Below are 13,077 nucleotides of genomic sequence, written 5' to 3' on the forward strand. Positions count from 1 at the left end.
CCACACCCAGGCACTTCTCCGCCTGGCCCGCCAACGGATCAACGTGCTGTTCGCGATGCTCCGCGACAGCACCTTCTACGAACCCAGAACCCCACGCCTCGCTTGACGAAAGACATAGAGGCACCCCTCTGCCTGTGCGCGCGCCATAGCCGGTGCGCCCACTGCGCACCGGATCGGGACGAGCCCCCGGGCCGACCGTGCGGCCGAAGGAACTCGACGGCGAGATCGTCACCGCCTCGCAGTTGCGCGCGGCCGACGACGTACGGCTGGAGGCGAGGAAGCCCGACCGGGTCCACCGCATCGAGCTGACAGGCAGCATGGCCGGGTACGACTGGGCCATCAACGGCAAACGGTTCGACATGGCCGACCCGACCGCGCATCCGCTCCTGGTCGATGAGGGGCAACGCGTCCGCCTCGACTTCGTCAACACGACCGACATGTGGCACCCCATGCACCTGCACGGCCACACGTACCAACTCGGCGGCACCGGCCCGCGCAAGGACACCACCATCGTGCTGCCCGGGAAGAAGGTGTCCGTCGTCTTCGACGCGGACAACCCAGGCCAGTGGATGCTGCACTGTCACAACGCGTACCACGGCGAGGCCGGAATGATGGCGCTCGTGGCCTACCGGGCCTGAGCCCTCACGGTACGGACCGCCGGACCGCCCAACGCGAAAGTGGTGATCACCGCCGCGTGGTCCGAGGGCCAGTCGTTTCCGGTGACGTCAGGCCACGGCTGCGGGGAGCCGCTGACATAGGTCGTGGAGGCGAGGACCCGCAGGCCCCTTCCGTTGTGGAGGAGGTAGTCGATCCGGTCCTGAGGTTCGGGGCGTCCGGTGCCGTCCTCGTGCTCGACGTGGATCGGGGACCAGGTGTGGCCCGGATGCTCGGCAGGATCGGGGTGTGCCTCCCGGTAGGAGTCGCGCAGGCCCGCCTCCTCGGCCGCCTTCGTCACCGGCCAGGGCACGTCCGTCCGCTCCAGGTGCGAGGGGCAGTTGAAGTCGCCGACGAGGACGACCGGCACGCTGTCGCCCGCCGTCTCGGCGATCCGCCGGAGGGTGTCCCGCATCCCGGCGAGCCGCCGCTCCTCGTGGGCGATGACGTCGGACGCGGGAAGTCCGCCGAAGGTGAGCTCGTAGGGGCCGTAAGGATAGGCGTCAAGGTGGGCCGTCCAGATGTCGATGTGCCGCCCTCCGATCGCGATCCGGACTCCGGTGGCTCCGTAGAAGCCGACGTCCGGGTCGCCGAAGCGGGCCGTGATCGGGTGGCGGCTGATGATGCCGAGGTTCTCGCCGGCCCGGTGGTGGTGCCAGCCGAGCGCCTCGGCCAGTTCACGGGCCGCGGTGCCACCGGTCTCCTGGAGGCCGACGACGTCCGCTCCCGTCTCCAGGATGGCCTTGATCTGCTTGAGCCGGTGATCGTCGACCTTGGTGCCGCCGAGCCACAGGTTCCAGGTCATGACCCGGAGTTCGTACGTCGGCAGACCGGCCAGCTGCTGCGGAGTCACCCCCACCAGGCTCGACCGCACGGTCCGCCGGGGGGCTGCGTCGATCGGTGCGAGGGAGGGCACCGCGAGCACCGCGCACCCGGCCGCCTCTGCCGAGGCGACGCCGGTCATGGTGTCCTCGACGGCCACGCACGCCGCCGGGTCGACGCCGAGGGCCCGGCAGGCGGCGAGGTAGGGGTCGGGGGCCGGTTTGGTGTGCTCGGTGTCGTCGGCGGTGACGGAGACCGCGAAGCGGTGGGCGCCCAGGGCCCCCAGCACGGTGTCGGCGACGGCCCGCGGCGAGGCGGTGACCAGCGCGGTGGGCACACCTGCCGTGGCCAGCGCGTCGAGCAGATCGAGGGCACCGGGGCGGGGCACGATGCCGGAGCGGACACGGTCGGCGAACTCGCGGTGCAGCGCGGCGGCGAGGTCCGCGGTGGGCCTGCCGGTGGCCGTGCCCAGCCAGGCGGCCGTGTGCTCGACGGGCCGGCCGAGCACCTCCGGCTGGTCCGCCTCGGTCAGGGCCCGCCCGGCGATGTGCTCCACCGCCTCCCACCACAGGCGCTCGGTGTCGACGAGCGTGCCGTCCATGTCGAACAGGACGGCCTGGAGCGGGAGTCGGGGGTGGGGGGACACAGTTCTGCTCTTCCTCACTTCTTGTCGCGTTCCGCCACCAGCACCGGCCGTTCCGGCAGTGACACCCGTACGGCCGTCCCCGCGCCGAGTCCGGCCGCCTCGTGGGTGGCCAGGTCGGCCTTCACCTCGGTGCCGTCGCCGAGCCGGACGGTGACGCGGACGACGGCGCCCAGGAACGCGGTGGCGACGATCCGGGCGTCGCCCGCCTCGTCGGGCCGTACCTCGACCGCCTCGGGCCGTACCAGCACGTCCACCTCGGTGACGGCCGGTGCCTGCCCGTCGGCGGGCAGCCGCTGTCCGAGCACCTCGACGGTGCCGTCCGACAGCCGTCCCGGAATCCGGCTCATCGTGCCGACGAACTCGGCGACGAAGGCGGTGGCGGGCCGGCCGTACAACGCGGCGGGTTCGGCGCACTGTTCGAGCTTGCCGGCGCGCATCACCGCCACCCGGTCGGCGATCGACAGCGCCTCCTCCTGATCGTGTGTCACGAACAGTGTGGTGATGCCGAGTTCCCGCTGCAGCCGTCGTATCTCCTCACGCAGCGTCAGCCGCACCTTGGCGTCGAGCGCGGACAGCGGCTCGTCGAGGAGCAGGACGCGGGGGCTCAGGGCGAGCGCGCGGGCCAGCGCGATGCGCTGCTGCTGTCCGCCGGACAGCTGGTGCGGGTACCGCTCCCCCTTGTCCGCGAGACCGACCAGCTCCAGCAACTCGGCGGCGCGTGCGCGCCGTTCGCGTGCGCCCACCTTGCGCATCCGCAGCCCGAAGGCCACGTTGTCGAGGGCGTTCAGGTGCGGGAAGAGGCTGTACGACTGGAAGACCATCCCGGCGTCGCGGCGGTGGGCCGGTACGTGGGTGACGTCCTCGCCGTCCACCAGCACCGCACCGGAGTCGGGGTGTTCGAACCCGGCGAGCATGCGCAGCGCGGTGGTCTTTCCGCAGCCGGACGGGCCGAGCAGGGCCAGGAACTCCCCCGGCCGCACGGTCAGGTCGAGTCCATCGAGGGCCACGGCCGCTCCGAACTCCCGGCGCAGTCCCCGGAATTCGATGGTTGCGGCCTTGTTCTCAGTGGCTTTCTTCGCAGTGGCTTTCTCAGGCGTGGTCGCGGTCATGTCTCATCCCCGGGAGGCAGCGGTTCGGTTGCGCCCGCCGACACCGGCGAGCGCGAGGAGCAGGGCCCATGTGACGAAGAGGCTGAGCACGGACACGGCGACGGACAGCTGGGCCTGCGATCCGGCGACGCTGTAGATCCACACGGCGAACGGCCGGAAGCCGAGCAGCTGGGCCACGGTGAACTCGCCCAGCACCAGGGCCAGCGTAAGGAAGGCCGAGTTCAGCAGCGCCCCGCGCAGATTGGGCAGTACGGCCCTGACCAAGGCCTGCGGCCAGGACGCACCGCAGCTGCGGGCGGCCTCGACGAGGGTGGGCACGTCGATGGCGCGCAGTCCGGTGTCCAGGGCCCGGTGGACGAACGGCAGCGCCATCACGACGTACGCGAGGACGAGCACGAACGGGAAGTCCGGGTTCTGGAGGGCCACGAACGTCTGGAACAGCGGAGTGCGGGACAAATGCTCGGGTCCCCACTTGAGCACGGTCGAGATCCCGGCGACGAAGGCGATCGGCGGCACCACCAGCGGCAGCGCGCACACCACCTCGACGACCGGCCGCAGCCGGGGCGCACCGAGCCGCAGCGCGACCATGGCGGGCACCATCAGCAGCAGGACGACCGCGATCGTCGCGCCGGCCAGCCCCAGCGACAGCAGCAGGCTGGAGACGAATCCCTCGGTGGAGACGATCTGTGTGTAGGCGTCGAAGGTGACGCCCTGACCGGGCACGTCGACCGTGAAGATCACGGACGCGGCCAGGGGGACGAGGAAGTACAGCGCGGCGAGCGAGAGCACGACCCACCGCCACGGGTTCAGGCGAGCCATCGTGCGCTCCTCCGTTGCAGGGGCAGGTACACCGCCATGACCAGACCGGCCACGAGGACCATGTCGAGGCTGAGGGCGAGGGCCACGTTCTCCTGGCCGACCAGGACGTTGCCGGAGATGGCGTCGGCGATCTGCAGGGTGACCAGCGGCACGGAACTGCCCACCATGGCCGCGGCGGTGGCGTAGGCGGCGAAGGCGCTTCCGAAGAGCAGCACGAGTCCGCCGAGGAGGGACGGCAGCAGCACGGGCAGGGCGATGTGCCGCCAGTACTGCACGGCCGTGGCGCCGTTGTTCTGCGCGGCCTCGCGCCACTGGGAGCGCAGGCCCTCCAGGGCCGGGGTGATGGTGAGGACCATCAGCGGGATCAGGAAGTACAGGTAGACGAGCACCAGTCCCCAGAAGCTGTAGAGGTCCCAGCCCTTGTCCGTGAGGCCCAGGTGCCGGGTCAGCACACCGGCGTTGCCGAGTGTGGCGACGAAGGCGAAGGCCAGGGGGACGCCGCCGAAGTTGGCGAGGACTCCGGAGGCGGTGAGGACGGCCTCCCGCAGCGCACGGGAACGGGACGTCACCACGGCCTGCGCGAGGGGCAGTCCGAGGGCCGCCGCGATCACGGCCGACACGGCGGACAGCTTGACGCTGCCGAGCAGCGCGGTCAGGTACGCGCCCTGCAGCGAGGTGGTGAGGTTCTCGGCGGTGTAGGACGTGGCGCCGGTGGCCGGGTCCTTCACGGTGAAGGCGCCGTCGAGCATGGCCAGGGCGGGTATCCCGAAGGCGATCGCGGTGAAGGCGAGCAGCGGGACGACGGCGAGCCAGCCGGGGGCGCGGCGCCGCCGCTTCGGGGAAGCGGCGGTCACCACGTCGACGCCTGTGAGGGTCGTGGTCATCCGGAGACGGCCTTCGCCCAGCCCTGCGCGAGCACGGTCTTGGCCTTGTTCTGCTGCTCCTCGGTCGGGAAGGAGGGCGTGCCCGAGACCTTCGGCAGCTTGTCCGCCGCGGCCGTGTCGAGCGTGCCGGCCTTCTCCATCGCGGTCATCAGCGCCGGGCGGGCGTACCCCTTGAGCCACAGGTTCTGGCCGTCGGCGCTGTAGAGGTACTCCTGCCACAGACGGGCGGCCGCCGGGTGCGGGGCGTCCTTGTTGATGGCCTGGGAGTAGTACTGGGAGAACTTGCCGTCGCTCGGCACCGCCACCGTCCAGTCGACGCCCTTGGACTTGAACTCGTCGGCGTATCCGGCGTTGAGGTAGTCCCAGTCGATGCTGATCGGCGTCTCGCCCTTCTCGACGGTGGCCGGGGTCGACTCGACGGGCGTGTAGTTGCCGTTCTTCTTCAGCTCGGCGAAGAAGTCGAGGCCGGGCTGGATGTCGTCGAAGGATCCGCCGTTCGCGAGCGCGGCCGCGTACACCCCGCCGAAGGCAGCACCGGCCTTGGTCGGGTTGCCGTTGAGCGCGACCTGACCCTTGTACTGCGGCTTGAGCAGGTCCGCGAAGGACGTCGGGCAGGCCTTGACCCGCTTGGCGTCACAGCCGATGGAGATGTAGCCGCCGTAGTCGTTGTACCAGCGGCCCTGCGCGTCCTTCTGCCCCTCGGGAATGTCGGCGAAGTCCGTCACCTTGTACGGCGCGAGCAGCCCCTGCTGTGCGGCGCTGAGCGCGAAGGAGCTGCCCAGGTCGAGGACGTCCGGCGCCCGGTCCTGCCCCTTGCGCGAGGTCACGGCGTTGATCTCGTCCTGGCTGGAGCCGTCCGGGTTCTCCACCTCGATCTTGATGCCGTACTTCTTCTCGAAGCCGTCGATGAGGGCGCCGTAGTTGGCCCAGTCACGGGGCAGCGCGATGGCGTTGAGCGTGCCCTCCTTCTTCGCCGCCTTCACCAGGGCGTCCATGCCGCCGAAGTCGGCGGCGGAGGTGGCGGTGGCGGCGTTCTTGCCGTCGGCGGTGGTCGACGCGTCGTCGGGGGCGGCGCCGCAGGCGCTCAGGGCGAGCGCGGCGACGACGGCGAGGGCGCCGCTGAGGACGGCAGTTCTCGGCAGGGACACGGTCACGGTCTCTCCAGGGGTGCGCACGAAACTTCATGGCGGAGCACTTGTCTGAACAAGTCGGCCTCAGTAGGACCGCCGATGATGTCGCGCCCGTAAACTCTGCCGAAACCCTGACCTCGCTGTTCCTGGAACTTATGGATCCGTTCCGACCACACCCGGAACTCGATTACGCTGCTCACACTGTGCACAACGTGCGAGACAGAGGGGAAACATGGCGGCGCGACACGAGGAGATCGCCGACGAGCTGCGGCGGGCGATCGACCGCGAGGAGTACGCAGTCGGCAGCCTGCTGCCCCCGGAGACCGACCTCGCCGCCCACTACGGCGTCTCGCGCGGCACGGTCCGCCAGGCCGTCGCGGCCCTGACCGCCGAGGGGCTCATCGGCTCCCGGCAGGGCGCGCGCCGCGTGGTCCTGGCCAGCCGCCGCAGCCAGAGCTTCACCGAACTGCGCAGCTTCGCCCAGTGGGCCCGCGCGATGGGGCGCGAGGCGACCGGGGACGTGGTGGCCCAGGAGTACCGTCCGGCGACCAAGGAGGACGCGGGACGCCTCCACCTGCGCGCCGGCACGCCCGTGTTGCACGTCCTGCGCCTTCGCGGACTCGACGGAGAACCGGTACTCCTGGAACGCACGGTGTACGCGGACTGGATCTCCCCCGCCGTCGAGGCCATCGAGCCGGACTGCCCTTCGGTCACGCAGCGGCTCTACGACGACACCGGCCTCGTCTTCGCCCATGGCGAGCACCTCATCGACGCGGTGGCGGCCGGGGCCCAGGACGCCGAACTGCTCGGCGTCCGCCGCACCAGCCCGCTGCTGCGGGTCCGTCGGATCACCACGACGCACGAAGGGCGCCCGGTGGAGTGGTCGGACGACCGCTACCGCCCGGACGCCGTGAGCTTCAGCGTGCACAACTCCATAGGAAACAACGCCCTGGCGCGCACGACATCGCATCGACCGATCGACCAGCGGACGGGCGGAGACTGACCGGGCCCCGCCGGCGCGCCGCTCCGTGAGCCTGGGGTCGAGCGGACGTCGAACTAGGGCGTGGGGGGGGACCTAGACCAGGGCGACGACGAACAGCGCGAAGGCGAGCACGATGACGCCCACGCGGACATGGTGGAACCGGTCCCACCGCCCCACCTGCTGCTTCCAGTCCGTGGGCACGCCCTCGGCCGACCAGGTCGCGACACGTGAGTTGATCGGCACGAGCAGCAGGATCGACATCACCACGCTGAGCACGAGCAGCATGGTGCCCGCGGCGACGAGCGAAGCGCCCTCGCCGCCCCACGCCACCGCGGCCCACACCGCGCCGAGCACCACCGAGCCGATGTACCAGAACGGCATGACGCGGCCGAGGACTCGGGCCCCGTCGCTGCGAGCGCCGAGTCCGCCGTCGTTCGGGAGCCGGTCGAGGATCGGGTTGACGAACGCCGCCACCGCGAACTCCACCCCCACCATCACCCCGACCACGACGACCGTGACGACGGCCAGCACATCCTGCATGTCCCCTCCTCAGGGCTACCCCAAGCGCCATCCTAGCGGCGCTAGCCTCTGTTGCGATGCTAGACATGTCATCGCTCCATTGTCTAGCAGTGCTAGCATCAAGGCATGTCGGTACGTGAACGCAAGGAACGCGAGCGGGCCAACCGCCACAGGCTGATCATCGCCACGGCCCGCGAACTCGCCGAGAACCACGGATGGGACGCCGTCACCACACGCCGGCTCGCCGAGCAGATCGAGTACAGCCAGCCCGTGCTCTACAGCCACTTCCGCGGCAAGAACGAGATCGTGGGGGCGGTCGCGCTGGAGGGGTTCGCCGAGCTCACGACCGCACTGCGCGCCGCGGCGCCGGAAGGACCCGGCGACCGGGAGGCCGTGGCAGCAGTGGCCCGCGCCTACACCGACTTCGCCGCGCACAATCCCGCCCTGTACGACGCGATGTTCAGCCTCGACAACGGCCTCCCCTTCGCCGACGAGGCCACACCCGCTCCCCTGCGTGAGGGGTTCCAGGCCCTGCTGGACCCGCTCGTCGACCACGCGCACCCCGACGAACCGGGGCTGTTCGTCGAGACGTTCTGGGCCGCGCTGCACGGACTGGTCACCCTCACCCGCGCCGGACGCCTGCCCACCGACCGCGTCCCCGACCGCCTCACGCTCCTGGTCGACCGGTTCGTACCGGGCTAGGGCCTGCATCGGAAGTGGCGTCGTCCGCTCTGCCGGAGTCACCCCTCGAAGCGGTGGCCCATCCCTGACTCGGCAGGGAGAGACCACCATGGTGGCCTCGGGTCTACGCAGGTTCCTGCAGTACGGACAACACGTTCCCGGCAGGATCGGTGAACCATGCGATCAGCGGGCCGCCGCCGCGGAAGATGCCCTTGTCGTCCGCCTTGAGGTGGTCGTAGCGCTCGAAACGCACGCCTCGCCTGCTCAGCTCGTCAACCGCCGCCTCGATGTCGTCGACGGGAAAGTTGAGAATCGTGTAGGCCGCCGGGGTGTGATCGTCCTTGGGGTAGACCAGAGTGTCCCGGTCGCCCGCGATGTGCAGGGTCAGCAGACCGTTGTGCTCGGACACCCGCAGGCCGAGTGTCTCGCCGTAGAACTTCCTGGCCGCATCGATGTCGTCCACCGAGAAGCCGCTGAACGCCTTGGTCGTGCCGAACATGATCGCCTCATCTCCTGAGATGGTTCCTCAGCTCATGGACCGGAGGGCAGCCGGAAACTCATCGGTCAGGGCCGTCCGCGTCTGCTCAGCGACGCCAGCGCCACCAGCGTGACGCAGCCCACGGCTTCCACGGCGAGGGCCGGCTTGACCAGGTTCGCGTCGATGTACTCCCGGAACCCGAACAGACCCGAGGTCAGGCTGACGATCAGGGCCGCGAGTGTGCCGGCCGTGAAAAGCGCTCCCAGGGGCGCGAGGACGGGCAGGAGGCGGGTGGGTGTGATCAGCAGCGACAGCACGAGCAGTCCGGCCCCGATCGCGTTGAGCAGGAACAACGGGCCGATGATGTGCAGATGCCGGTAACCGCCGTACCAGAGGTAGAGGTGGATCGCCCCCATGGCCGCAGCCGTCCCCGCCGCGGCCAGCCGCAGGGCGACGAGCGCGACCGTGCGCTCAGTGGCCATGGCCGTCGGCCGTGTTGGTGCCGCCGCCCTGTGAGGAGGTGCCACTCACGGTGAGCACGGTCTTCATGCCCAGCTCCTTGTGCGAGTCGATGGGGCAGTAGGCCTCGTACTTGCCGTCCTTCAGTTTGACGGTGAGATTCGCCGACTCGCCGGGGGCCAGCGTCTTCGTGCGCCTGTCCAATCCGTGGCCCTCGATCTCCAGGGCGTGGTCCTGATTGGCGGCGTTCCTGGCGACGAAGGTGTAGACACCGGCCTTCAACGTCGACCGGGACGGCTCCACCCTGTAGTCGACCAGCTTCACGTCCACCCGGATGGTCCCCGGGTCGCCGCTCCGTTCCGGGGCCGACAACGCCGAAGCACCACCGCTGCCGGTTCCGCCTCCGCACGCCACGAGGATGCCCGCCAGCGCTCCGGCGGCCAGCCCGGTCCCGACGTCCCTGCGCATGAACGTCATGAGCATCGTCGCCATGTCTCGGCCCTCCGTGAGAAATCGTTCCTGACCAGAGAGATACGGGCGGACGCCGTCAGAGGATTTCCGGCGGGCACAGGCAGGAGAATGGGAGCGTGATCCCGCGTGGAACCGGGGGAATCCGTTCGGCGCGGTCCGCCGTATCCACTGGTATGCGGAGATTGGGCCTACCGGTCGGGCGGGTCCCGGACGAGGCGCTGCTGGCGGGAATGGCGACGGGCGACCCGGAGATCGCCCTCGCGTTCGTCCGCCGTTTCCAGCGCATGGTCTTCGGTATCGCCCTCGCCGTCGTCGACGATCCCCAGCTCGCCGAGGACATCGCCCAGCAGACCTTCGAACAGGCCTGGCGTCATGCGCAGGTCTACGACACCCGGCGCGGATCGGTGCGGACCTGGCTGAGGACCATCGCGCACAACCTGGCGATAGACGCCGTCCGAGCACGCAGGGCGACCCCAGTCTCCCCCGAGGACCTCGACGCTCTGCTCGACTTCGTGAACCCCACGCCCGAACAGTGGGCCCTGGCCGACGAGGCGGCGGCCCGGACGCGGGCCGCTGTGGCGGAGCTGCCGCGTGAGCAGGCGCGTGCCGTGGTCATGGCCGGGATCTACGGGATGACCGCACGGCAGATCTCCGAGTTCGAAGGGATACCCCTGGGCACGGCGAAGACACGGATCAGGGCGGCGATGGGGAAGCTGCGGACGGTTCTGGGACCCGAGCGAGCCGATCATGACTGACAGGGACTGCGAGCGGCTGAGGACCGTCGCCGAGGAGCTGGCGCTGGGCATCCTCCCCGGTCAGGAGCGTGCCGAGGCCATCGCCCACCTGGACCGCTGTCCCGCCTGCCGGGAGCACGTCGAGCGGCTGACACTCGTCGGCGACGGACTGCTCGCTCTCCTGCCGGGCAGCGAGCCGCCGGTCGGCTTCGAGACACGGGTGACGGACGTGCTGGGCCTGAACCGGTCGGCACGCCGGTGGCAGCCGAGGGCCGTCGTCTCGGTCACGGCCGCCGCCGTGATCGCCCTCGGGTTCGGCTTCGGTGGCTGGGCCATCCGCACGGCCGTCGAGGGACCGTCGGCTCCCTCCTCGCGGAGTTACGAGGCCACCGGCTCGGAGCACGGCCTGCTCGAAGCAACGTTGCTGGCCCCCGACCGTCACCCGGTGGGCCGGATCTTCGCCTACCCCGGGTCTCCCGGCTGGGTCTACATGTCGGTCGACCTCGGCCACGACGGGCCCGGATACGGCTCCCGGAGCGGGGACGGATATCCGGGGGCCGGGAAGGTCAGCTGTCGGCTGGAGCGTACGGACGGCACGTCGATCCACGTGGGGAACTTCTCCCTCGACGACGGCGGCCGGGGGCACTGGGGAGCCCCCGCGCGGGTCGCCCCGGACAGGGTGTCCGGGGCCAGGCTGCTTGCCGCGGACGGCTCCGTCCTGGCCACGGCCCACTTCGCCGCACCGCGGAACCAGTGACCACGCCCTGTCCGGTTCGGCCCGGGGCTCCCGACGCCGCGCCCCGTCGCTGACGCGTCCCCCGGTCCTCAGCCGCGCAGCGTCAGGACCGGCTCGCCCCGGGCGTCGCCCGCGGGATCGCCGATGACGGCGGTGAACGCCTCGGTGCGTACGACCAACCCGTCCAGAACGCGCTCGAAGACGGGGGCGACGGTGTCGCCGGGGCCGTAGCGGACGGCGAAGACGTTCAGGTCGTCCGGGGTGCCGGGGGCCGGGTCCGCCTCGAAGGCCGTGGAGGCCACGAGGTGGCTCCAGCCCTCGTCGGGGTTGCCGTAGCCTCGCGGGTCGGCGGCCAGGACGAACGCCGCCTGTTCCTGGGTCGTCTCCGAGCGGGCGTCGAAGAAGTCCGGGCCCTGCGCGGGCGGATGGGTCAGCCGCAGCGGGCCCGCCGAGGTCACCTCGGCTTCGGCGATCCGGCGCAGGTGGTCGCCGTCGTCCGCGGCGTACGGGAGTCCGGCGAGCAAGTACGGTGTACCGCCGAGGCGTTCGACGGCGACTGTCATCCACAGCCGGGTGCCGTCCGTGACGTACAGGGACTGCACATGGCGCAGGACGTGGTCGCGGGTGACGACCGGCTTCGTGACCAGCTTGGCGCTCAGGGTTCCCGTGCGCAGGTCGCGGACCCGTACCTCGCCCATGGGGCGGCACAGCAGGAAGCCGTCGGTGACCGGTCCGAAGCCGTGCTGGCGGTTGACGGCGGCGGGCAGGAGGTAGCTGCCCGCCGCCTCGATGAGCGACGGGGTCAGCCTGTCGTCGAAGGCCACCGAGACCGAGCCCGCGCGCAGTTGGTGGCGGGCGGGTTCCGGTGACGGGGTGCGGTGCCAGGGCGTCGTGTCCTGGATCTGCCAGACCAGCATGAAGGCGAAGTGGCCGTCGATCCCGCCGTCCGCCTGGACCGCGTGCCGGGCCCTGGGGGCACCTCCCACGCCCTTTGGGCAGTGGGGGAGGGTGTCGCCCCGGTAGCGGCCGAGGTCGGCGCCGACGCGGTGGCCGAAGTAGCGCAGGCCGAGGACGGACTCGAAGGCGGAGTGCTGTTCGCTGTAGCGCGGGCCGCCGATGTCGAAGCCGCCGCCGGTCAGCCGTGCGTCGAGGTAGCGGGCCAGTGCCTCCCCGTCCTCGGCGAAGACCTCCTCGCCGCTGACCCGGTGGGCCTGGGCGAGGAAGGAGAGGGAGATCGGGCCGTAGTTGTTGTCGTACGCGCCGCGGTGCTCCGGGGGCAGCAGCGCACCCCGGTCGCGGACCCGGTGGGCGCGGATCTCGTCCAGGTACAGGCTCATGGCGCGCGAACGGACCGTCTTGGCCTCGGCGGGCTGCAGATGCCGGGCCAGCATCAGGCCGCCGACCACGCAGCCGATGGCCTGGTTGCCGGCCTCCTGCGGGTTGAAGAAGGTCGCCTCGGTCAGCCAGCCCCAGTAGCCGCGGGCCAGCTCCAGAAGTTCGAGGCGCTGTTCGCCGGCGAGGAGTCCCTCCGCCGTGTCGAGGACGTTCACCGTCTGGAGCAGTGCCCACACCGTGCTCGGCCAGTCGCCGATGGGGTGGGCACCGTCCTCCAATACGTAACGGGCGTACGCCAGGCCCGAGTCGCGTACCCGGAGGTTCGGGTAGCCCGGGTTGTCCTCGGTGTAGACCCGCTGCCGGAGGTGGAACTCCGTGCTGCGCCGCACCGCCTCCGGCAGGCGAGGGTCCCTGGTGCGCTGCCAGGCGAGCGCCAGCAACGAGGTGATGCCGAGCGAGGTGTCGCCGATGTCGTCGTGGGCGTCGGGGTGTTCGAGGTTGCCCTCCGGCGTGATGCGCGCGAGGGCCTCCTCGGTGACGGAGGCGAGGACCGTGTCGTATGCCGCGGGGTCGGACGGCAGATCGTGCAGCCGACCGTGCTGGCGGGGAAGATGCATC

Annotated in this window: 14 protein-coding genes and 1 pseudogene; 5 read left to right on the plus strand and 10 right to left on the minus strand. The window is 70.7% G+C overall.

All coding sequences use genetic code 11. The features are described 5' to 3' along the window. Nucleotides 1–161: 161 nt before the first annotated feature. A pseudogene (locus FPZ41_RS27635) lies at nucleotides 162–638 on the plus strand (multicopper oxidase domain-containing protein); the annotation flags it as partial. Here FPZ41_RS27635 and FPZ41_RS27640 read toward each other — a convergent pair. From FPZ41_RS27640 to FPZ41_RS27660, 5 genes are read right to left on the minus strand one after another with little or no spacing between them, the layout of a single operon-like run. Continuing rightward, nucleotides 626–2,122, minus strand: coding sequence for an HAD-IA family hydrolase (locus FPZ41_RS27640; protein ID WP_322620817.1), 1,497 nt, complete (start codon nucleotides 2,120–2,122; stop codon nucleotides 626–628). The pseudogene FPZ41_RS27635 and the gene FPZ41_RS27640 sit on opposite strands and share 13 nt — an antisense overlap. 14 nt (nucleotides 2,123–2,136) lie before the next feature. Further along, on the minus strand, nucleotides 2,137–3,231 hold the full coding sequence (locus FPZ41_RS27645; RefSeq protein WP_152866379.1) for an ABC transporter ATP-binding protein: 1,095 nt from the start codon (nucleotides 3,229–3,231) through the stop codon (nucleotides 2,137–2,139). 3 nt (nucleotides 3,232–3,234) lie between these two features. Next, nucleotides 3,235–4,050 (minus strand): ABC transporter permease, encoded by an 816-nt coding sequence (locus tag FPZ41_RS27650; RefSeq protein ID WP_152866380.1) that lies wholly within the window; start codon nucleotides 4,048–4,050, stop codon nucleotides 3,235–3,237. Beyond that, nucleotides 4,038–4,934 (minus strand): ABC transporter permease, encoded by an 897-nt coding sequence (locus FPZ41_RS27655; protein WP_152866381.1) that lies wholly within the window; start codon nucleotides 4,932–4,934, stop codon nucleotides 4,038–4,040. Before FPZ41_RS27655 ends, FPZ41_RS27650 begins: the two co-directional genes overlap by 13 nt. Further along, nucleotides 4,931–6,088, minus strand: a complete 1,158-nt coding sequence (locus tag FPZ41_RS27660) for an ABC transporter substrate-binding protein (protein WP_322620818.1) — start codon at nucleotides 6,086–6,088, stop codon at nucleotides 4,931–4,933. Before FPZ41_RS27660 ends, FPZ41_RS27655 begins: the two co-directional genes overlap by 4 nt. Nucleotides 6,089–6,296: 208 nt before the next feature. Here FPZ41_RS27660 and FPZ41_RS27665 point away from each other — a divergent pair, with 208 nt between their 5' ends. Next, nucleotides 6,297–7,067 (plus strand): GntR family transcriptional regulator, encoded by a 771-nt coding sequence (locus FPZ41_RS27665; RefSeq protein WP_152866382.1) that lies wholly within the window; start codon nucleotides 6,297–6,299, stop codon nucleotides 7,065–7,067. Between the two features lie 72 nt (nucleotides 7,068–7,139). Here FPZ41_RS27665 and FPZ41_RS27670 read toward each other — a convergent pair whose 3' ends face one another. Then, the gene (locus tag FPZ41_RS27670; protein ID WP_152866383.1) at nucleotides 7,140–7,586 is read right to left on the minus strand and encodes a DUF1772 domain-containing protein; all 447 of its coding nucleotides are present in this window, start codon (nucleotides 7,584–7,586) and stop codon (nucleotides 7,140–7,142) included. Between the two features lie 105 nt (nucleotides 7,587–7,691). Here FPZ41_RS27670 and FPZ41_RS27675 point away from each other — a divergent pair, with 105 nt between their 5' ends. Continuing rightward, nucleotides 7,692–8,267 carry a TetR/AcrR family transcriptional regulator gene (locus FPZ41_RS27675; protein ID WP_152866384.1) on the plus strand — a complete coding sequence of 192 codons (576 nt, stop codon included), beginning with the start codon at nucleotides 7,692–7,694 and terminating at the stop codon, nucleotides 8,265–8,267. A gap of 103 nt (nucleotides 8,268–8,370) precedes the next feature. Here the strand turns inward: FPZ41_RS27675 and FPZ41_RS27680 are convergent, their stop codons facing one another. From FPZ41_RS27680 to FPZ41_RS27690, 3 genes are all read right to left on the minus strand, one after another. Then, a complete protein-coding gene (locus FPZ41_RS27680) occupies nucleotides 8,371–8,745 on the minus strand; it encodes a VOC family protein (RefSeq protein ID WP_152866385.1) in 375 nt (124 codons plus the stop codon). Nucleotides 8,746–8,810: 65 nt separating this feature from the next. Continuing rightward, entirely contained in the window at nucleotides 8,811–9,206 is a 396-nt protein-coding gene (locus FPZ41_RS27685; RefSeq protein ID WP_152866386.1) for a hypothetical protein, read from the minus strand. Then, nucleotides 9,196–9,675, minus strand: coding sequence for a cupredoxin domain-containing protein (locus FPZ41_RS27690; protein WP_152866387.1), 480 nt, complete (start codon nucleotides 9,673–9,675; stop codon nucleotides 9,196–9,198). The genes FPZ41_RS27685 and FPZ41_RS27690 overlap by 11 nt, the downstream gene beginning before the upstream one ends. A 152-nt stretch (nucleotides 9,676–9,827) precedes the next feature. Between FPZ41_RS27690 and FPZ41_RS27695 the strand changes: the two genes are divergently transcribed. Further along, nucleotides 9,828–10,409, plus strand: coding sequence for an RNA polymerase sigma factor (locus tag FPZ41_RS27695; RefSeq protein ID WP_152866388.1), 582 nt, complete (start codon nucleotides 9,828–9,830; stop codon nucleotides 10,407–10,409). Next, nucleotides 10,402–11,145: a hypothetical protein gene (locus FPZ41_RS27700; RefSeq protein ID WP_152866389.1), complete on the plus strand. Its 744-nt coding sequence runs from the start codon at nucleotides 10,402–10,404 to the stop codon at nucleotides 11,143–11,145. Before FPZ41_RS27695 ends, FPZ41_RS27700 begins: the two co-directional genes overlap by 8 nt. A 68-nt stretch (nucleotides 11,146–11,213) precedes the next feature. On the opposite strand, the gene FPZ41_RS27705 is transcribed toward FPZ41_RS27700, so the two are convergent. Continuing rightward, nucleotides 11,214–13,076 carry a hypothetical protein gene (locus tag FPZ41_RS27705; RefSeq protein WP_152866390.1) on the minus strand — a complete coding sequence of 621 codons (1,863 nt, stop codon included), beginning with the start codon at nucleotides 13,074–13,076 and terminating at the stop codon, nucleotides 11,214–11,216. Nucleotide 13,077 lies beyond the last annotated feature (1 nt).

Source organism: Streptomyces acidicola (assembly GCF_009377235.1).
GTDB classification, from domain to species: Bacteria; Actinomycetota; Actinomycetes; order Streptomycetales; family Streptomycetaceae; genus Streptomyces; species Streptomyces acidicola.